This is a genomic window from Saccharopolyspora tripterygii, from assembly GCF_054778355.1.
This window is the reverse complement of sequence record NZ_BAAGZP010000004.1, coordinates 123777-143078: the sequence shown is the minus strand read 5'-3', so window position 1 is coordinate 143078 and position 19302 is coordinate 123777. Positions and strand designations below refer to the sequence as shown.

General features: G+C 69.9%; 21 protein-coding genes. 10 read left to right on the top strand and 11 right to left on the bottom strand.

Features of this window, described 5'->3' with window-relative positions:
- The first annotated feature begins 94 nt into the window (after positions 1-94).
- From ACYVF3_RS03400 to ACYVF3_RS03390, 3 genes are read left to right on the top strand one after another with little or no spacing between them, the layout of a single operon-like run.
- Positions 95-607: a YbaB/EbfC family nucleoid-associated protein gene (locus tag ACYVF3_RS03400; protein ID WP_461152774.1), complete on the top strand. Its 513-nt coding sequence runs from the start codon at positions 95-97 to the stop codon at positions 605-607.
- The gene (locus ACYVF3_RS03395; RefSeq protein WP_461152773.1) at positions 607-915 is read left to right on the top strand and encodes a WXG100 family type VII secretion target; all 309 of its coding nucleotides are present in this window, start codon (positions 607-609) and stop codon (positions 913-915) included. Before ACYVF3_RS03400 ends, ACYVF3_RS03395 begins: the two co-directional genes overlap by 1 nt.
- Positions 916-925: 10 nt before the next feature.
- Positions 926-2101 (top strand): WXG100-like domain-containing protein, encoded by a 1176-nt coding sequence (locus ACYVF3_RS03390; protein ID WP_461152772.1) that lies wholly within the window; start codon positions 926-928, stop codon positions 2099-2101.
- 37 nt (positions 2102-2138) lie between these two features.
- Here the strand turns inward: ACYVF3_RS03390 and ACYVF3_RS03385 are convergent, their stop codons facing one another.
- From ACYVF3_RS03385 to ACYVF3_RS03370, 4 genes are all read right to left on the bottom strand, one after another.
- Entirely contained in the window at positions 2139-3269 is a 1131-nt protein-coding gene (locus ACYVF3_RS03385; protein ID WP_461152771.1) for a hypothetical protein, read from the bottom strand.
- Entirely contained in the window at positions 3266-4129 is an 864-nt protein-coding gene (locus tag ACYVF3_RS03380; RefSeq protein WP_461152770.1) for a hypothetical protein, read from the bottom strand. Before ACYVF3_RS03380 ends, ACYVF3_RS03385 begins: the two co-directional genes overlap by 4 nt.
- Before the next feature lie 188 nt (positions 4130-4317).
- Entirely contained in the window at positions 4318-5565 is a 1248-nt protein-coding gene (locus ACYVF3_RS03375) for a class I SAM-dependent RNA methyltransferase (RefSeq protein WP_461152769.1), read from the bottom strand.
- The gene (locus ACYVF3_RS03370; protein WP_461152768.1) at positions 5537-7564 is read right to left on the bottom strand and encodes an APC family permease; all 2028 of its coding nucleotides are present in this window, start codon (positions 7562-7564) and stop codon (positions 5537-5539) included. Before ACYVF3_RS03370 ends, ACYVF3_RS03375 begins: the two co-directional genes overlap by 29 nt.
- 243 nt (positions 7565-7807) lie before the next feature.
- On the opposite strand from ACYVF3_RS03370, the gene ACYVF3_RS03365 reads away from it, so the two are divergent.
- Both ACYVF3_RS03365 and ACYVF3_RS03360 read left to right on the top strand, forming a co-directional pair.
- Positions 7808-8473, top strand: coding sequence for a potassium channel family protein (locus tag ACYVF3_RS03365; protein ID WP_145742144.1), 666 nt, complete (start codon positions 7808-7810; stop codon positions 8471-8473).
- Complete coding sequence (locus ACYVF3_RS03360; protein ID WP_461152767.1) at positions 8473-9138, top strand: potassium channel family protein; 666 nt, start codon at positions 8473-8475, stop codon at positions 9136-9138. The genes ACYVF3_RS03365 and ACYVF3_RS03360 overlap by 1 nt, the downstream gene beginning before the upstream one ends.
- A 97-nt stretch (positions 9139-9235) precedes the next feature.
- On the opposite strand, the gene ACYVF3_RS03355 is transcribed toward ACYVF3_RS03360, so the two are convergent.
- The 4 genes from ACYVF3_RS03355 to dut all read right to left on the bottom strand — a co-directional run bounded on the left by ACYVF3_RS03355 (position 9236) and on the right by dut (position 11629).
- Positions 9236-9928 (bottom strand): DUF3159 domain-containing protein, encoded by a 693-nt coding sequence (locus ACYVF3_RS03355; RefSeq protein ID WP_461152766.1) that lies wholly within the window; start codon positions 9926-9928, stop codon positions 9236-9238.
- Positions 9925-10302, bottom strand: coding sequence for an OB-fold nucleic acid binding domain-containing protein (locus tag ACYVF3_RS03350; RefSeq protein WP_461152765.1), 378 nt, complete (start codon positions 10300-10302; stop codon positions 9925-9927). Before ACYVF3_RS03350 ends, ACYVF3_RS03355 begins: the two co-directional genes overlap by 4 nt.
- Positions 10303-10494: 192 nt before the next feature.
- Complete coding sequence (locus ACYVF3_RS03345; protein ID WP_461152764.1) at positions 10495-11130, bottom strand: DUF3710 domain-containing protein; 636 nt, start codon at positions 11128-11130, stop codon at positions 10495-10497.
- Between the two features lie 4 nt (positions 11131-11134).
- The gene (gene dut / locus ACYVF3_RS03340; RefSeq protein ID WP_461152763.1) at positions 11135-11629 is read right to left on the bottom strand and encodes a dUTP diphosphatase; all 495 of its coding nucleotides are present in this window, start codon (positions 11627-11629) and stop codon (positions 11135-11137) included.
- 24 nt (positions 11630-11653) lie between these two features.
- Between dut and ACYVF3_RS03335 the strand changes: the two genes are divergently transcribed.
- Positions 11654-12163: a DUF3093 domain-containing protein gene (locus ACYVF3_RS03335; RefSeq protein ID WP_461152762.1), complete on the top strand. Its 510-nt coding sequence runs from the start codon at positions 11654-11656 to the stop codon at positions 12161-12163.
- A gap of 135 nt (positions 12164-12298) precedes the next feature.
- On the opposite strand, the gene ACYVF3_RS03330 is transcribed toward ACYVF3_RS03335, so the two are convergent.
- A complete protein-coding gene (locus tag ACYVF3_RS03330) occupies positions 12299-12598 on the bottom strand; it encodes a DUF4193 domain-containing protein (protein WP_093416518.1) in 300 nt (99 codons plus the stop codon).
- 479 nt (positions 12599-13077) lie between these two features.
- Here ACYVF3_RS03330 and cei point away from each other — a divergent pair, with 479 nt between their 5' ends.
- Positions 13078-13779 (top strand): envelope integrity protein Cei, encoded by a 702-nt coding sequence (gene cei / locus ACYVF3_RS03325; protein WP_461152761.1) that lies wholly within the window; start codon positions 13078-13080, stop codon positions 13777-13779.
- A gap of 90 nt (positions 13780-13869) precedes the next feature.
- Here cei and ACYVF3_RS03320 read toward each other — a convergent pair whose 3' ends face one another.
- Positions 13870-14691, bottom strand: coding sequence for an inositol monophosphatase family protein (locus tag ACYVF3_RS03320; protein WP_461152760.1), 822 nt, complete (start codon positions 14689-14691; stop codon positions 13870-13872).
- Between the two features lie 69 nt (positions 14692-14760).
- On the opposite strand from ACYVF3_RS03320, the gene ppgK reads away from it, so the two are divergent.
- From ppgK to ACYVF3_RS03305, 3 genes are all read left to right on the top strand, one after another.
- The gene (ppgK, locus tag ACYVF3_RS03315) at positions 14761-15522 is read left to right on the top strand and encodes a polyphosphate--glucose phosphotransferase (RefSeq protein ID WP_461152759.1); all 762 of its coding nucleotides are present in this window, start codon (positions 14761-14763) and stop codon (positions 15520-15522) included.
- A 419-nt stretch (positions 15523-15941) separates the two neighbouring features.
- Positions 15942-17324 (top strand): RNA polymerase sigma factor, encoded by a 1383-nt coding sequence (locus ACYVF3_RS03310; RefSeq protein WP_461152758.1) that lies wholly within the window; start codon positions 15942-15944, stop codon positions 17322-17324.
- 483 nt (positions 17325-17807) lie between these two features.
- A complete protein-coding gene (locus tag ACYVF3_RS03305) occupies positions 17808-17993 on the top strand; it encodes a DUF7455 domain-containing protein (protein ID WP_145742163.1) in 186 nt (61 codons plus the stop codon).
- Between the two features lie 76 nt (positions 17994-18069).
- Here ACYVF3_RS03305 and ACYVF3_RS03300 read toward each other — a convergent pair whose 3' ends face one another.
- On the bottom strand, positions 18070-19281 hold the full coding sequence (locus ACYVF3_RS03300; protein WP_461152757.1) for a cysteine desulfurase-like protein: 1212 nt from the start codon (positions 19279-19281) through the stop codon (positions 18070-18072).
- Positions 19282-19302 lie beyond the last annotated feature (21 nt).

Sequence of the window (19302 nt, the reverse complement as noted above, 5' to 3'; positions counted from 1 at the left end):
CTCCCCCTGCTCAACCGCTGGTGTGACCTTCCCGCGGCCGGTACCACCCAGTGCCCGGTGTTGCTACCTTTCACCTGATCCACGTGGAGGCGACATGACTGGTCCGGACGGACGCAAGGCGGAGCTCGAAGCGCGCAACGCCGCGATGCGCGAGCAGGTGAGCTCGATGCTCGAAGGGTTGCAGCGGCAAACTGCCCAGTTGCACGAAGCCCAGGCCAGCGCCCTCGCCGCGACCGGCGAGGCCACCTCCGCCGACGGTCTGGTCACCGTCCGGGTCAACGCCGCTGGCGTGGTCACCGACACAACGCTGTCGCCGTCCGCGCTGCGGACCAGCACGCCGGAAAAACTCGCCGCGAGCTTCACCGAAACAGCCCAAGCGGCGGCCCGGGCCGCCCGCGCGAAGGCCGACGAAGCCGTCGCGCCGCTCCAGGAGAACGTCCCCGATCTGCCGGACCTGTTCCCGGGTGCGCCGTCGCTGTCCCAGCTGATCCCGGCCGCTCCCGAAATGCCGGAACCGAACCGCCCCTCAGGGGCGTCCAAGCCGCCGGTGCAGGAGGACTGGGACGACTTCGAACCCCGGTCCCGTTTCCGGAAGGACGATTGGTGATGGGATTCGAGGTCGACCCCGAGGCGCTGCGCGGCGCCTCACCGAAGTTCGACGGCTCGGCGGACAAGCTGGAGTCGGCGCTGACCAAGCTCAACGGCGTCCTGCAGGCGGAGGGCCAGTGCTGGGGCGGTGACGAGGCCGGTCAGGAGTTCGCCAAGAACTACGAGCCCGGTTCTCAGCAGGGCACCGACGGCATGAAGGGCGTCGCCGAGGCGCTGCACCAGGTCAAGGGCGAGCTCGACGCCACCGCCCGCACCTGGGACGACGTCGATCAGGCGAATGCCGACGGCATCAAGAGCCAGGGCTGAGGGGGACGACGTGGGCATCGAGATTCCCGGCGAGGTCAGCTGGCTGTTCCCGATCGTCGTCGGCGCGAGCTGGCCCGAGGGCGACGAGACGGCGATGCGCAGGGTCGCCGAGGCGTGGACGCAGTGCGGCGCCGACATCGAGGGCGTCATCAGCGAGACCGAAGGTGCGGTCCAGGCGGCGCTCGGCACGATGAAGGGCGACACGCACGACGCCTTCGAGAAGTTCATGAAGGACTTCTGCAACGGCGACGCCGGTCACCTGCCGGAGCTGAAGAAGCTCTGCGAAGCGCTCGGCGAAGGAGCCGACAACGCGGCGCTGGAGGTCGAGTACACGAAGTACAGCATCATCGCCGCGCTGGTCATCCTGGCCGCGCAGATCGCGGCGATGATCGCCTCGGCGGTGGCGACCTTCGGTGCGAGCACGGCGGGCATCCCGATCGCCCAGGCCGCGACGCAGCTGACGGTCCGGACCTTCTTCCAGCAGCTGCTGCAGAAGATCGCCCAGCAGGTCCTGCTCAACGTCGCGATCAACGTCGGCGTCGACGGCGCGATCCAGGGCCTCCAGTTCGCCAAGGGCGACCGCACGAGCTGGGACTGGTCCAACACCGGCAACGCGGCGGTCTCGGGCGTCGCGGCCGGTCTTGCGGGTGGCCTCGTGGACGGGCTCGCGCCGGGCATCGGCCAGCAGGTCGGCAAGGACCTGGCGGGCAACGCCACGAAGAACTTCACCGAGGCCGCCGCCTACGGTGCCGCTCGCGGCTCGATGTCGGGCATGCTCGGCAACACCATCAACCAGGGCCTGCACGGTCAGGCGCCGGGGATCAACGACCTCACCTCGGGAGCCATCTCCGGGGGCGTCGCCGGAGCGACCGGCGGAATGCAGAGCAGGCACGAAGGCCTCAACGCGACTTGGGAGGGCAACGGACGCGGTCCGACCTCCGACGGCGGCGGTGAGTGGACCTCGGGGTCCAACACCCAGGGCTGGCGCTTCGAGACCGACGAGGGCGCGGTCTCCGGGGCCAATGTGGACAGTCCCTACAGCAACAACGTCAACTCCGGCACGGTCGGCCAGCACGCCAACATCGACGGCGGGCCGAACAACGTCAACAACAACTCCTACGGCGAGGTTGACGCGCAGGAGCAGCAGAGTCCGGAGAAGCTGGACCTGCCGGAGGGCCCGCGCTGAGCCGCGCGCGGGTGCGGGGACCGCTCCCCCACCCGCGTCAGCTCCAGGGCCGCCATCCGGGGATCGGCGCCACGTCCGGCCGCTGATCTCCCCACGGCGGGCTGTTCGGCGGGAGCGACTGGAGTTCGGCGTAGTCCAGTCGCCGCCGCAGCCGCAACCAGCTGACCACGAAGAACGCTCCGATCAGCAGCAGCGCGCAGGCGGCGAGCCACGTGCTCGGCGCCAGGTCGCCGCCCGCGATCAGCATGGTGATCAGCATCAGTCCCAGGACGCCGGAGAAGAAGCCGACCAGCGGTCGGAAGATGAGGTAGGACTGGGACTTCCGGCCGTTCCGGAAGGTCGTGGTCCGGGCCGCCGCCCACTTCCGCTTCGCGTGCCAGGAGCCGAGGTCCTGCGGGCCGGTCCGCTGCGACCAGGCCGCTGACTGGCGCCTGCGCAGGATCGCGGCCACCAGCCTCGGGTCCTCGACGTTGACGATCCACTGCTGCCTGCCCGCGACGATCCGCACGGCGGGCCCCTCCACGAGCCGGAGCGGCGTCTCGCCGGGCAGCGGCCACGAATCACCGGTGACGATCTCGCCGGGCTGGGCCATCGACACCTCGGCCAGCGGGATCGCCTGGTCGACGTGCCCGCCACCTGCCATGCGCTTGAGCGCGAGAACGGCCCGGTCGCGGCCGATCTGCAGTCGCGCGGACTGGTGGCGGTAGAGCGGGAAACCGACCTCGACGTCGCGCTCCGCGAGGTCGAAACCCGGTGCGGTGGAACGACGATGCGCTTCACGAGCGATCAGCGGGCACACGACCGCGGCGAGCAGTGCGAGCAGCCCGGCCGGGGCCAGGGCGAGGTTCACGTAGACCGCCGAGAACGCGGCCAGCAACGCCCACCCGGCCCACCGCCGTGGCGTGCGCACGTCGGCGAGCCACCCGGCGGTCGCGACGGCGATGCCGACCAGACCCGCGATCCCCGCGCCGGTGTCGAGCTCCCGCATGCCCCAGAGCACGAAACCCAGCGGGATCATCACCACCGCCGCAGCACCGAGTCCGAAGGCCTGGACCTGGCGTCCGGCAACGGTTTCCGGAGCCGCGCTCGACCGCCCGGGAACGGGGGTGACGTCGGTGCCCGTCTCGGGCGGCGCCGGGAGGACTTCCGGGATGTGTTCGGCGGTCATGCTCCGTCCTCGATGGGTGCTGGCGCCCGTCCGTGCAGGGCGGCCCGGGCGCGCAGGAGCCCGGCGAGCGCCGGATCCGCTGGGAGCAGCTGGGTTTCGGTACCGGTGCGGATCACGACGATGTCGCCCTCCGGCAGCGAGGCACCGCGGCCGTCGGAGAGCCGCGCCCACGGCCCGTCCTCGGTACGGCTCGGCCGCACCCCGATCTCGGTGATGTCGGTGATCTTGATGTCCTTCGTGGACGCCCCGGCGGCGGGTCGACCGGCGGCCGTGCGCGCGGACAGCCGCAGCACGTCACCGGTGATCTTGACGGAGTCCTCGTCCCCTCCCTGCGGCGACCGCAGCGCCTTGGTCAGGACGAACTCGCTGCCCCCGATCTCCCGCAACGGCTCGGCGAGGATCGTCCGCCGGGCCATGAGAGTGGCCACCAGCGGAACCGCGAACCCGATGACTCCCACCGGGATCCGGACCCACCAGGGGGCGACGTAGGTGATCGCCAGCACCAGACCGAGTGCTTGAGCGAGTCCCACGACGAACCCGTACATCAGCCAGCCGTCCGGCTTGAGCCTCCAGTCGATGCGGTCCACGTCGCGCCCGGAGATCCAGCGGGCGAGCGGCATCGGGAGCAGCAGGGCGATCGCGAGGACGGCGAGGCCGATCAGATCGCCCCGCTTCGGGCTCCCGACCATCGGCAGGTCCGGCCCTTCCGCCAGGACCCAGCCCAACGCGAGCAGGGATGCGACGACCTCCGCCGCGCACCAGAGCCACGTCACCGACAGCAACAGCTTCGCCCGCGCCCAACGCCGTCCGACGACGTCGGCCGACCGAGGGTCGACCCGTCCTGGCACCTCACCGAACACCCGGCCACCTCCTCCAACCGCGGCAACCCTAGCCGCAGCGGCCCGCCGAGCTCAGCCCCACTGGACGATGCGCTCAGCCCGGGTGGACCTGATCCAGGTCCAGCGCTGCGACCGGCGGAAGCGGAACGCCGTCGCCGGCGCGGAAGCACTGGAGCAGGTACCCGACGAGCAGCCCGGACGCGTTGCCCTCAGGCGCCCTCCGCGACGGGTTCGAACACCGCGACGCATTCCACGTGGTGCGTCATCGGGAAGGCGTCGAACGCCTCCAGCTCGACCATGCGGTAACCCCTGTCCGCGAACAGCGAGACATCGCGGGCCAGCGCGGCGGGATCGCAGGCGACGTGCACGATCCGGGCCGGTTCGCGTGCCGCGATGCCGTCCACGACCTGACGTCCCGCGCCCTTCCTGGGAGGGTCGAGGACGACCACGTCCGGGGACTCCAGCTCCTCGTCGTCGAGGACGCGCTCGACGGTGCCCGCCCGGAAGGCCACCTGAGGCTGGTCGCGCAGGTTGGCGACCGCGTCCTCCACCGCGCGGTTCGAGGACTCCACCAGCAGCACCGAACCGGTCGGCCCGACCTGCTCGGCGAGGTCCGCGGCGAACAGGCCCACGCCTCCGTAGAGGTCCCAGGCGACGCCGCCGGCGGGGGCCGCCGCGAAGCGGGCGACGACCTCGGCGAAGGTCTCCGGCGCTTCCCTGTGCACCTGCCAGAAGCCCTGCGCGGCGACGTCGAAACCGCGTCCCCGCACCTTCTCGTGCGCCACGCCGCTGCCGGAGACCTGCCGGGCCACGGCCTGCTGGCGCCCGCGCCGCTGCGGCTTGCGGTCCAGGGCTGTGACGTGCAGCTCGCCCTCGCCGTCGGCGGCGACGGTCAGCTCCGCGCCGGGCCGCCAGCGGCGGTCGGCGAGCGCCTCCACGGCACCTTCGACGGTGATCGGGCAGTCGGCGACCGGGATGACCCGGTGGCTGCGGTTCGGGCGGAAACCCGCGTTGCCCTTGCGGTCGACCGCCAGCCGGGCGCGAGTGCGCCAGCGCAGCAGGCCGCCGGGCAGCTCGCGCACCTGGACCGGCCAGTCCAGGCCAGCGAGGCGCTGCAGCTGTTCGGTGATCACCGCGGCCTTGAGCTCGCGCTGCGTCTCGCCGTCGGCGTGCTGGAAGTCGCAGCCGCCGCAGCGGTCCTTGCCCAGCGCGATGTCGGCCAGCGGGCACGGCGGCGCGACCCGGCCCGGCGCCGCCTCGCGCACCTCGACGGCATCAGCGCGGCAGAAACCGCCGCCGTTGTCCTCGGTGACCTCGGCGATCACGCTCTCCCCCGGCAGGGCGTGGCGGACGAACACCACTCGACCCTCGTAGCGGGCCACGCAGTGGCCTCCGTGGGCCACCGGGCCGACTTCGACCTCCAGGCGCCTACCGGTCCAGTCCGGCTTTTCGGTCACCGTTTCCCTTTCCATTGCCCCCGAGGCCTCGGCGCGTCGCACCGGGCATCGAGGTGATTCGCTGTGCTCGCACCCTCGTGGACGACGCCAGCTGCCACGGCACGCTGGTGACCATCACTCCCGGCTGGAACAGCAGCCTGCTCTTGAGGCGCAGCGCGCTCTGGTTGTGCAGCAGCTGCTCCCACCAGTGCCCGACGACGTACTCGGGGATGAACACCGTGACGACGTCGCGCGGGCTGTCCCGGCGGATGCGCTTGACGTACTCCAGCACCGGGCGGGTGATCTCCCGGTACGGCGATTCGAGGACCTTCAGCGGCAGCGGCAGGTTCTCCCGCTCCCACTCGGCGGTCAGAGCCCGGGTGTCCTCCTCGTCGACGTTGACGGTGACACCTTCCAGCTCGTCCGGCCGCGTGGCCCGGGCGTAGGCGATGGCCCGCATCGTCGGCAGATGCAGCTTGGAGACCAGCACCAGCGCGTGGTTCCGGGAGGGCAGGACCCTGTCGGTCTCGGCTTCCTCCAGCTCGTCGGCCACCCGGTCGTAGTGCTTGCGGATCGCGGTCATCAGCACGTAGATGGCGGCCATGACGGCGATCGCGATCCAGGCGCCGTGGGTGAACTTGGTGATCAGCACGATCACCAGCACGCTCGCGGTCATGAACAGGCCGAAGGCGTTGGTCGCCTGAGCCCTGCGCATCCTGCGCCGCGCCATCGGGTCGTCCTCGTTGCGCAGCAACCGGTTCCAGTGCCGGATCATGCCGCTCTGGCTGAGCACGAACGAGACGAACACGCCCACGATGTAGAGCTGGATCAGCCGCGTGACCTCGGCCTCGAAGGCGAACACCAGGATGATGGCGCCGAAGGCCAGGAACAGGATGCCGTTGGAGTAGGCGAGCCGGTCGCCGCGGGTGTGCAGCTGCCTCGGCAGGAACCGGTCCTGGGCGAGGATCGATCCCAGCACCGGGAAGCCGTTGAAGGCCGTGTTGGCGGCCAGGACCAGGATGAGCCCGGTGAAGAACACCAGGTACCACACGCCCGGCGAGAAACCGGCGAACACGGCACCGGCCAGCTGCGCGATCAACGTCTTCTGCTGGTAGCCGTCCGGGGCGCCGACCAGCTGGTGAGCCGGGTCCTCGGCGACGACCGCGCCGGTCGTCTTGGCCAGCATGATCAGGCCCAGGAACATCAGGACCGCGAGGCCGCCCATGAGCGCCAGCGTGGTCGCCGCATTGCGGGACTTGGGCTTGCGGAACGCGGGCACGCCGTTGCTGATGGCCTCCACACCGGTCAGCGCCGCGCTGCCCGAGGAGAACGCCCGCAGGATCAGGAAGGCGAAGGCCACTCCGGCCAGCTGCCCCTCCTCCTCGACGAGGTGGAATCCCGCGCTCTCGGCGCGCAGGTCGGTGCCCAGGAACGTGGACTGGAAGAAGCCCCACGCGATCATGCCCAGCACGCCGATGACGAACGCGTAGGTGGGGATCGCGAACAGCGTCCCGGACTCGCGGATCCCGCGCAGGTTCAGCGCGGTCAGCAGGGCGATCGCTCCGACCGCGAACAGCACCTTGTGCTGGGCGACGAACGGGATCACCGAGCCGATGTTGGCGGCGGCCGAGGAGATCGAGACGGCCACCGTGAGGATGTAGTCGACCAGCAGCGCGCTGGCCACCACCAGACCCCAGCGCCGGCCGTGGTTGGCGGTGGCGACCTCGTAGTCACCGCCACCGGAGGGGTAGGCGTGCACGTTCTGCCGGTACGAGGCAACCACGGCGATCATCACCAGCGCGACCAGGATCCCGATCCACGGGCTGACCGCGTACGCGGAAATCCCTGCCGCCGACAGGACGAGCAGGATCTCCTCGGGCGCGTAGGCCACGCTCGACATCGCGTCGGAGGAGAACACCGGGAGCGCGATCCGCTTGGGCAACAAGGTGTGCGAAAGGCGGTCACTGCGGAACGGCCGACCGACGATCAGCCGCTTCGCCGCGGTTGCGAGCTTGGACACGGTGCAGAGCGTAAGCGCTCGGGGAACGCGACCGGTGCACGCGGGCTCGGGAATTGCTCCGGCGGTCACATCCGGGGTGCCACGATCCCTTTCAGAGGCCTTCACCCGGTACGGTGCACCAGCCCGCATCCGACGGGCCGCTGGAGCAACCAGACGGCACCCGTCCGGGTACGGTCGAACGGCGACTGAACTGCGTCGTCGTCAGCGCACACGAGCTCAACCCGCAGCGAGGAGACAAGAGTCGTGCACGTGGTGATCATGGGCTGCGGACGGGTCGGGGCCTCCCTGGCCGCCGCCCTGCAACGGCTCGATCACACGGTGGCGGTCGTGGACAAGGATCCGCAGTCGTTCCACCGCCTCGGACGGGACTTCCGCGGCCAGCAGGTCACCGGCAACGGTTTCGACCGCGACATCCTCGAAGAGGCCGGGATCGAGCAGGCCAGCGCCTTCGCCGCTGTGTCCAACGGCGACAACTCCAACATCGTCTCGGCGAGGGTGGCCCGGGAGACCTTCGGAGTGGCGCACGTCGTCGCCCGCATCTACGACCCCAAGCGCGCCGAGGTCTACCAGCGCCTCGGGATCCCCACCGTGGCCACCGTGCCGTGGACGACCGACCGGTTCCTGCGGATGCTGCTGCCGGAAGGCGTGGCCACCGCGTGGCGGGAGCCGTCCGGAGCCGTCGCCGTCCTGCAGCTGCCGCTGCACGAGAGCTGGGTCGGCCGCAAGGTCTCCGAGGTGGAGTCGGCGACCGGCGCTCGGGTGGCGTTCATCATGCGGTTCGGCAGCGGCGTGCTGCCCGACCGCAAGACCGTGATCCAAGCCGACGACACCGTGTACGTCGCGGCGCTGTCCGGAACCGTCACCGACGTGACCGCGGCGGCTCGCCGCACACCCGAGGAGAGCGAGTAATGCGAATCGCGATCGCGGGAGCGGGGGCGGTCGGCCAGTCCATCGCTCGGGAGCTGCTCGAAGGCGAGCACGAAGTGCTGCTGGTCGAGCGCAGCACGGCCAGCTACCACCCGAGGCGCATCCCGGACGCCGAGTGGATGCTCGCCGACGCCTGCGAGCTGGCCTCGCTGGAAGAAGCCGGACTGCAGACCTGCGACGTGGTCATCGCGGCCACCGGCGACGACAAGGTCAACCTCGTGGTCTCGCTGCTGTCGAAGACGGAGTTCGCGGTGCGCCGGGTCGTGGCCAGGGTCAACGATCCGCGCAACGAGTGGCTGTTCACCGACGCCTGGGGCGTCGACGTCGCCGTCTCCACGCCGCGGATGCTGGCCGCGATGGTCGAGGAAGCCGTCAACGTCGGCGATCTGGTGCGCCTGATGACGCTGCGCCAGGGCCAGGCCAACCTCGTAGAGGTGACGCTGCCGGAGGCCACTCCGCTGGCCGGGCGGCGGGTCCGCGACCTCAAGCTGCCCGCAGACGCGGCGCTGGTGAGCATCCTGCGCGGTGGCCGGGTCATCGTGCCGCAGGCCGACGACCCGCTGGAAGCGGGCGACGAGATGCTGTTCGTGGCCACCAGCAACGTCGAGAGCGAGATCCGCGCGGTCATCCACGACCACGCGGAATGACGCGAAAGGGTGCGACTCCGTGCGGAGCCGCACCCCGGGACTCACCAGGTGTTGTTCGGGGGGTGGGGGAAGTTTTCATGAAAACTTCCCCCACCCCCTAAACGACCGCGGCGGCTTCTTCGGCGACCTTCTTCGCCCGGCGGATCGCCCACACCGTCACGATCAGCGCGATGCCGGTCAGCGGGTAGCCCATGGCGATGCGCGCGAAAGCCAGCCACCCGGTCTGGTCGTTGTCGTAGAGCCACTGCTGCACGACGTACTTGGCGGCGAACACCGCCGCCCAGGACAGCGTGGCGATGTCGTAGGCGCGCATCGCGCGGCGCTGCTTGCGCCACTCCATGCCCAGCCCGTTGAGCGCCGACCAGACGACTCCGACCAGCGGCCAGCGGGCCACCACCGACACCAGGAACACGCCGCCGTAGATCAGGCTGGTCCAGATGCCGAGCAGGAAGAAGCCCTTGGTCTCCCCGGAGCGGTAGGCGATGAACGAGCACACCGCCACGCCCAGCACGCCGGAGATCGCCGGTTGCAGGGGTTCCTTGCGCACCAGGCGGAAGATCGCGATGCCCACGGCGACCCCGATCGAGGCCCAGATCGCCGGCATCATCGAGGTGAACGAGCTGACCACCACGAACACGACGATCGGCACAGCGGAATAGGCGAGCCCGCTGACGCCTCCCATCTGCTCCAGCAGGGTCTGCTCGGAAACACCGGCCTTGCCCTCGGGCTGCCGGTCATCGTCGGTCTGGCGGGCGTTGAGCCCGGCAGCCGAGGCGTCATGTTCGCTCATGCGGTGTTCTGCAACTCGTAGTAGGGGTTGTACAGCACCTTGCGACCGTCCCGGACTGCGATCCGGCCACGGGCCTTGACGATACGGCCAGGCTCGATCCCCGCGATGCGCCTGCGCCCGAGCCACACCAGGGTCACCCCTTCGGTGCCGTCGTAGAGCTCGGCCTCCAGGGTGGGCGCCGAGGTCTTGGGGCAGAGCTCGACGCTGCGGACCCGGCCCAGCACCACGGCTTCCTGACCGCACTGGCAGTCACTGGCGCGCTGCGCGCCGCCCGCCTGCGACCGATCGGACAGGTCGTCGGCGTCCAGTTCGGCGACATCGCTGGTCAGGCTCCGCACGAGGCGTTTCCAGTAGCCGCCTCCGGTCTTGCTCATGAGCGCTCCTGTGCGCCTCGGGGCTCGACTCCGCAGCCCGTGCACCTCCCAGCGTAACCGGCCGCGCGGGGCGAAACCCATGCCCGGCGGGATTAAGAAATCCACCGCGCACCGGCCCGTTCCCGCCCGCCGTTCGGGCTGGTCGCGGGGGACGTTCCAGGCGGAACCTCCCCCGCTGCCAGGGCTCGGTCCTCAGACCTGCCCGTTGGGGGTTTCCGACTGCTGCGCCTGCTGGATGTGGCGCAGGATCGCCTCCGGGAGCTCGATGGGCAGCGGTGTGCGGACCGGCATCGGCTCCGAGCCGCGGACCACGACGGTGTCGTCCAGGACGCCGTAGAGCAGCCGCGCGCACTCCTTCGAGGACTCGGCCGGACCGGCCGCCACCCCGCGCAGCAACCAGCGCGGGCCGTCGACGCCGACGAACCTCAAAGCCGCCTTCGGCGAGTCCGCCACGAGCTCCATGCCCCAGTCGCCCTGCTCGGTGTGCACCCGTGCGCCGTCCTTGCGCAGCTGGTCGGCCAGCTCGTTGCTGACGTCCTGCCACAGCCCGCCGCTGCGCGGTGCCGCGAAGGCGCTCACCGTCAGCCTGCCGACGGGCGTCACCAGGTGCACCGCGCGGACCGGCCCGGACGGGTCGACCTCGACCTGCAGCTGGCCGCCCTCGGGCACCGGCACCCGGACCGAGCCGAGGTCGAGGCGCTCGACCTCGGACGAGGGCGCCTCGTCTTCGTCGTACGGTCCCTGCGAGGGAATCTGCTCGGGCGTCTCCCGCTGCTCCTCCGCGGCGGCCGCGTCGCGCTTGGACTTCCCCCGGCCCCTTCTGAACATCCCCTCAGACCTCCGTCCTGTGACCGGCCTCGGTGGTTCCCGACGCCGTCAGCACCTCATGACCACCTGTGGAGCCATATCCACCGGCACCGCGCAGCGACTCGGGCAGCTCGTCGACCTCGTCGAACACGGCGTGCTCGACCTTCTGCACGATCAGCTGAGCGATCCGGTCACCTCGTCGCAACGACACCGGCTGCACACGATCATGATTGATCAGGCAGACCTTGATCTCACCGCGGTACCCGGAATCGATCGTCCCGGGCGTGTTGACCACGCTGAGGCCGGTCTTGGCCGCCAGTCCGGAGCGCGGATGGACGAAACCCGCGTATCCCTCGGGCAGCGCCACGGCGACTCCGGTTCCCACGAGGGCGCGTTCGCCCGGTTCGAGAACCACATCACTGGTGGTTACCAGATCGGCACCGGCATCCCCGGGTTTGGCGTATTCGGGAAGCGGTACGCCGGGGTCGGTTCTGGTGAGCAGGACCTTCACGTTCGACACGGGCGGCGAGACTACCCTGAATGCGTGTCGGAAAGCGTAGAAGCAGCCAGCACGGACGGGGACACCCCCGGTCAGGCGAATTCGAAGGGCCGCGCGGTCTTCCGCGAACGGCTGTACGCCTCGTGGTGGACGTGGCCGTTGCCGCTGGTCGCAGCGGTGTTGATGGCCGCCCAGGTTCACATGGGCTACCCGGGCGTGCGCGCCTGGTTGCCCTACGTCGTGCTCGTCCCGCTGGCGATCGCCGTGCCGCTGTGGCTGGGCAGGCTCAAGATCGAGGTCGTCGACGACGAGCTGTGGGTCGGTGACGCGCACCTCCCCCTGCGGTTCATCGACGAGGTCGAGACCGTCGCCCCCGCCGAGAAGCGCCGCGCCCTGGGCCCGGACCTGGACCCGGCGGCGTTCCTCGTGCACCGGTCCTGGGTGCCCACCTCGGCCCGCATCTGGCTCGACGACCCGGACGACTCCACGCCGTACTGGGTGATCAGCACCCGCAAGCCGGAGAAGCTCAAGGCCGCCCTGCTCCGCCGCGGCTGACGGGGAGCTCGGGCGCCTGGCCGCTCGCTCCGCCGCACAACCGGGTCTCACCGGAGGACGTCGGCAGGAAAAACACTGGGCACACGCCGCCCGCGTGTGCCCAGCCACTTCCCTTTGTGCGCGTCGACGTGCGCCTCAGGCGGCGCAATCACGGCAGATGAACTGACCGTTCTTGGTCTCGGCCAGCCGGCTGCGGTGATGAACGAGGAAGCAGCTCGAGCAGGTGAACTCATCAGCCTGCTTCGGGAGCACCTTGACGGTCATCTCCTCGCCGGACAGATCCGCGCCCGGCAGTTCGAAGTTCTCCGCGATCGCCCCTTCGTCCTCGTCGACGACGCCGGATTGCGCATCGTTGCGTCGCGCCTTCAGCTCCTCCAACGAGTCCTCCGCCAAGTCCTCGGACTCGCGGCGAGGAGCGTCGTAGTCGGTCGCCATCGTGATTCACCCCTGCGTTAGTGGAGACTGCAATGGTGTGCCGCTGGTAAACGTTCCAGGACCCGGATTTGTGCCCGATGGGACAGTGATCGCGGTCTCGCCCTGCAACGCGTTAGTTCCCCCGTAAAGAGCGACTTGCCTCAACTCGGCACTCCGTGAGGCGCCGAGAGGGTAGCTCATAACTTCTGCGAACACGCAGCAGGTCACCCGTAGGTGTGGCATTGCGCGCATTCGGCGGGCATCGTAGATCAAAATTCGACAGGTCGACCGGTCCCGCCGGGCGGCTCCCCCGGTTGCCCGGACGATCGACGCGTGATGCGATGCGCTCGCGCTTTCCCGGTCGGCATCGGCATCGAGACGATCACGGGGAGATCAAGACACGACAGCGGCGACCAGCACCGCACATCAGAGGATCAACCCCTAGGCTGATCAGTGCGGGCGGGAGCGCGCTGATCCGATGCATCCAGGGAGGGGCGGACGTGGCAGCCGTAGGTGCAAGGCCGGGACGGCGAGTCGGATATCGCCGACGCCGACCGCTCCCCGCGCTGGTCGTGCTGGTGGCGCTGGTGGTGCTGTCCGGACTGGTGTGGACCCGCGTCTTCGGGTCCGTCGAGGACATCGACACGGCCACCCGGTGCAACCCGCCCGGAGCTCCGACCGCTCCTCCCGAGGTCAGCGGCCAGCCCGCGCAGGTGCCGGTGGGCACCATGCTCGAGCGCGACGCGCTGAACTCCACGAGCCCGGTGCCGCCGCAGGACGTGCAGGTGCGGGTGCTCAACGGCAACGGCGAGAGCAGGCAGGCGAGCATGGTCGGCGACGAGCTGGCCAGCCTGGGCTTCAACAAGGCCGGCGCCGACAACGACGCCGTCTACGTCAACTACGACCTGCAGTGCCACGGCCAGATCCGCTTCGGCGCGGCGGGCATGAACGCCGCCCGCACGTTGAGCCTGATCGCCCCCTGCGCCCAGCTGGTGCGCGACGAGCGCGAGGACGCCGGTCTCGACCTGGCGCTGGGCGCGGACTTCGACGACATCAAGACCACGCAAGAGGCCAAGCAGATCCTGCAGCAGCTGCAGAACTGGGTGCCGCAGCGCGATCAGCAGGACGGCGCGCACCAAGAGGTGACGCCCCCGCAGATCAGCGACGAGCTGCTCACCAAGGCCCGGGACGTGCACTGCTGATAACGATTCCCGGCAGAACCGGCAACAGCTCGCTATCGATGTCGTGGCGGGAACTCGTCTGAGAGATGGCGAGTTCCCGCCACGAACCGTCTAGACCTCGCCGGCGTCAGCCGCGCGGAGCGCTCCGGTGAGCCCTTCGGCGATCCCCGGGGTGGCGCAGACGAGCATCTCGTCGCCGAGCCCGTCGGCGGAGCCCTTCTCCGGCAGCCGCAGCGTCGCGCCCGCCTCCTCGGCGATCAGCGCGCCCGCGGCCCAGTCCCAGCGGTTGAGGCCGACCTCGTAGGTCGCGTCCAGCCAGCCGGCCGCGACCGCGCACAGGTCCAGCGAGGCCGCGCCCGCCCGGCGGATGTCGCGCACCTGGCCGAGCAGTTCGGTCACCACGCGCGACTGGGCCGTGCGCCGCTGCACCGCGTAGGCGAAGCCGGTGCCGACCAGCGCGAGGTCGAGCCGGTGGGAACCGGACACGCGCAGCGGCTCGCCGTCCAGCAGCGCGCCGTGACCGGCCGCAGCGCTCCAGACCCGCCCCGACACGGGCTCGACGACGGCACCGGCGACCGAGCGCCCGTCGACCTGCGCCGCCAGCGAAACCGCGTAGAAGGGGAATCCGTAGAGATAGTTCACAGTGCCGTCGATCGGGTCGACGACCCAGCGCAGACCGTCCAGCGCACCGTCGCCGCCTTCCTCCTCGCCCAGGACGGACTCGCCGGGGCGGAGTTCGGCCAGCCGCTCGCGCACCAAGCGCTCCACGGCTCGATCTCCCATCGTGACGACATCGGTCTCGGTGCTCTTCGTGTCGACACCTTCTGTCACCGCCTCGTCACGCACGGTTCTGGCCAGCTCGGCGGCTTCCCGCGCGATCCGCACCGCGACCTCGGACAAGGCGAATGCGTCCACATCTTTTGCCAATCCCACGCAGACATCGCAACACAGTCCCGTTAAGGTCTGCACACCTTGGTCTGAATCGAATAGGAAGGATCAGCCATGGCGACAGCCCGCGGGTTCGGCGTGGATATCGGCGGATCCGGCATCAAGGGATCGCCGGTCGACATCGAAGCCGGAGTGCTGGCCGAGGAGCGCTTGCGCATTCCGACGCCGCAACCCTCGACCCCGGACGCGGTGGCCGACGCCGTGGCCGAGATCGTCGAGAAGTTCGCGTGGACCGGCCCGGTCGGCGTCACGCTGCCCTGCGTCATCAAGGACGGCACGGCGCTCACGGCCGCCAACATCGACAAGGGCTGGATCGGTACCGACGCTCAGGCCCTGTTCGCGGAGCGGCTCGGGCGCGATCGGGACGAGATCGTCGTGCTCAACGACGCCGACGCCGCCGGAGTCGCCGAGATGAAGGCCGGCGCGGGTGTCGGGCACCAGGGCCAGGTCGTGGTGCTGACCTTCGGCACCGGGATCGGCAGCGCGATGTTCATCGACGGCAAGCTCGTGCCCAGCACCGAGTTCGGTCACATCGAGGTCGACGGCCACGACGCCGAGTCGCAGGCCGCCGCTTCGGTCAAGGACGATCTCGAGCTCTCCTACGAGGAGTGGGCGCCGCGGGTCACCCGTTACGTCCAATCGCTGGAGAAGTTCCTCTGGCCCGATCTGCTCATCGCGGGCGGCGGAGTCAGCCGGAAGGGTCACAAGTGGATCCCGCTGCTGGAGACCCGCACTCCCGTGGTGGCCGCGGCGCTGCGCAACGACGCGGGCATCGTCGGCGCCGCCATGGCCGCCGCGAGCAGCGAGAAGAGCTGATCCCACCGCTGCCGGGCACAGCGGCGACCGCCCGCTGCGCCCGTCTCGGCGGGGAGTCCCGAGTGACACCCGTCGGTGTGTTCGGCACGGCTCGCAACAGGCCTTCCGAGCCGTGCCTAGCACACATCGGGACGCGCGGACTCCGCCTCGCAGCGGAACCGCACCCCCGCATCGCGGTTACAATGGAACGCGACCCACTTGGTTCGAAGTCCTTTTGGCTGGTGAACGCTGGTGAATCCGCCCGTTGGTGCAATACCGAGGGCGGAAGCCGCTACGGCGGCGAACCGGTCACCCCGGCAAGTCTCGGGTGATCGTTCGTCAGCCAGGACGCCGAGTCCGGTGGGTTGTTCCCCGACCTTTGGCGGCCGAGGTTTCGCGCCCTCCGGCCAGCCCTGATCGACCGTCGCGAAAGGGCGTACGTGGCAGCCGCAGAAACCGCAACCCGACGCTCCAGCACCGCCGCAACCGACGGCGGCGCCCAAGCCGAGTCGGGCCAGTCCCAGGCCACCCCAGCTTCGGAGGCGGCTGCTTCGTCTGACGTCGAGCAGACGAAGCCTGCCGCGCGCAAGAGCACCGCCAAGAGCTCGACGGGTGCGAAGTCGACGACCCGCAAGCCCGCGGCCAAGAAGAGCACCGCCAAGACCCCGGCGAAGAAGACGGCCAAGTCGGATTCCGCCAAGGGCAGTGGCGAGGGCATGGAGATCGACGAACCGATCGAGACCGACCTGACCTCTCCGGAGGTCGGCGATCTGGCGGAAGTCGAGGTGGAGATCCCGGAGGAACCGGTTCCGGACGAGGACTCCAAGGAGTCCGGTGACTTCGTCTGGGACGAGGAGGAGTCCGAGGCGCTCCGCCAGGCGCGCAAGGACGCCGAGCTGACCGCTTCCGCGGACTCGGTTCGCGCCTACCTCAAGCAGATCGGCAAGGTCGCCCTGCTCAACGCCGAGGAGGAGGTCGAGCTCGCCAAGCGCATCGAGGCCGGCCTCTACGGTGCCGAGCGGTTGCGCCAGATCGAGGAGTCAGGCGAGCAGCTGACCACGCAGATGCGGCGCGACCTGCGCTGGATCGTGCGTGACGGCGAGCGCGCCAAGAACCACCTGCTGGAGGCCAACCTCCGCCTGGTGGTCAGCCTCGCCAAGCGCTACACCGGCCGCGGCATGGCGTTCCTGGACCTGATCCAGGAGGGCAACCTCGGTCTGATCCGCGCGGTCGAGAAGTTCGACTACACCAAGGGCTACAAGTTCTCCACGTACGCGACCTGGTGGATCCGTCAGGCCATCACGCGTGCGATGGCTGACCAGGCGCGCACCATCCGCATCCCGGTGCACATGGTCGAGGTCATCAACAAGCTCGGGCGCATCCAGCGCGAGCTGCTGCAGGACCTCGGTCGCGAGCCCACGCCCGAAGAGCTCGCCAAGGAAATGGACATCACCCCGGAGAAGGTGCTGGAGATCCAGCAGTACGCCCGGGAGCCCATTTCGCTCGACCAGACCATCGGCGACGAGGGCGACAGCCAGCTCGGTGACTTCATCGAGGACTCCGAAGCCGTCGTCGCGGTCGACGCCGTGTCGTTCACGCTGCTGCAGGACCAGCTGCAGTCGGTGCTGGCGACGCTGTCCGAGCGCGAGGCGGGCGTGGTCCGGCTGCGCTTCGGACTCACCGACGGACAGCCGCGCACGCTGGACGAGATCGGCCAGGTCTACGGGGTCACCCGGGAGCGGATCCGGCAGATCGAGTCCAAGACGATGTCGAAGCTGCGCCACCCGTCCCGGTCGCAGGTCCTCCGGGACTACCTGGACTGACCGCGTTCTCCGCGAATCGGCCGCCGATCCTCTCGGGTCGGCGGCCGATTTCGTGTGTCCACTTCGGCCTCGAACCACGCATTTCGGACTCCCGAGGGGCCGATTTCCGTCCGACTGCTGAGATTTGCTGTTCGCTTCCAGAGGAACACGACCGAACACAGATCGTCATATTTGTGATCCACCACACGCGGATCAGCCTTGACTGATCCGAGCGTTTCTCCAGCTAGATCCATCGATCTCGGCGTTCTGCCTGGTCAGCGAGACGGCACTGATGTTGATCACGCTCCGCAAGGATCGCTGCTGCAACCGGGTACTTCATGGTGACGACCGTCGCTAGCCCGCGCGGGAACACTGACTCCGGCCAAAACGTCTGGAAGAGTGGAGCCAACGAGCACCGACCCTGCAGCCAGTAGGACACCGGTGGTCGTAGCAGGATCGAGGGCGTCGGTGTGGAAACCGACGCCGGGACGGAGGGAGATATCGATGCCGGGAACGCTCACCCGCCCCGAGCTGACCGCCGCCGACCGCTGCGACCGCTGCGGGGCCGCTGCCAAGCTTCGCGCCGTACTACCGTCCGGTGGCGAGCTTCTGTTCTGCGGGCACCACGCCCGCGCCTACGAAGCCGGTCTGCGCGACGTGGAGGCCGACCTTCAGCAGGACGAGCAGTGACAACCTGATCAGCTAAGTCATCGGGCCCCCGCAGCCGCGCGCTGCGGGGGCCCGATGCGTTTCAGGCCGGTGCGCTTCAGGCGCTGATCTCGCCGAGCGCGGCGAGCAGGCGATCGACCTCGTCGGTGGTCGAGTAGTGCGACAGGCTCGCCCGGACACCGCCCTCGGGGCCGATGCCCAGGGCGTGGACGAGCTCCCAGGCGTAGGAGTGCCCGGCGGAGACGTTCAGGCCCCGCTCCGAGAGCGCAGCGGAGACCTCGGCCGGGGCCTTGCCCTCGACGGTGAAGAACGCGGTGGGCGTGGTCGGGCCCTGAGGGGCTCCGTGCCGCCGCACGCCGCTGAGGGCGGCCAAGCCCTCGAACAGGTGGCTCGCCAGCCGCTCCTCGTGCTCGACGACGGCCTTGCGCGATGTCGCGAGCCGTTCGGGCCGGCTGCCCGCCGCGTCGGCGTCCAGCCCGGCCAGGTGCTCCACAGCGGCGACCGCACCGGCCATCGGGGCGAACGGGTTGGTGCCCAGCTCGAAGCGCTCAGGAGAGCTCTCCGGCGAGGGCTTGAGCTTGTCCGGGTGCAGGTTCTCCAGGGCCCACGGATCGGAGGCGACCACCGCCGCCAGGTGCGGCCCGGCCCACTTGTAGGCGCTCGTGGCGTAGAGGTCCGCTCCCAGCTCCGCGATCCTCACGTGCGCGTGCGGGCAGTGCTGCACGCCGTCGACGTAGGACAGCGCACCGACCTCCCGCGCCCTGTCGGTGATCGGCTTGAGGTCGGGGATCACGCCGAGCAGGTTGGACGCGGCGGTGACGGCGACCAGCTTGGTGCGATCGCCGATCAGTCCCACGACGTCGTCGACCGGGAGCTCACCGGTGGCCGGATCGATCGCGGCGGTCCGCACGGTGGCACCCGCCCGCTGCGCGTGCTGCACCCACGGGCGCACGTTCGCGTCGTGGTCGAGATCGGTCACCACGATCTCGTCGCCGGGGTTCCAGCCAGACGCCAGCGTTGCGGCGAAGCGGTAGGTGAGCGACGTCATGCTGGGGCCGAAGGTCACGCACGCCGGGTCGGGCGCGCCCACCAGATCGGCCACCGCCGAACGGGCCTCGGCGACGATCCCGCCCGAGCGCCGGCTCGACTCGTAGGGTCCGCCCACGTTCGACAGCCCTCCGCGGTACGCGTCGCTGATCGCTTCGATCACCGCCTCCGGCACCTGCGTACCGGCGGCACCGTCCAACCAAGCCCGTCCGTCGGCCAGCGCCGGGTACTGCGCCCTGACCTTCTCCACGTCGAATCCCATGCGGCGACCCTAGAAGACCGA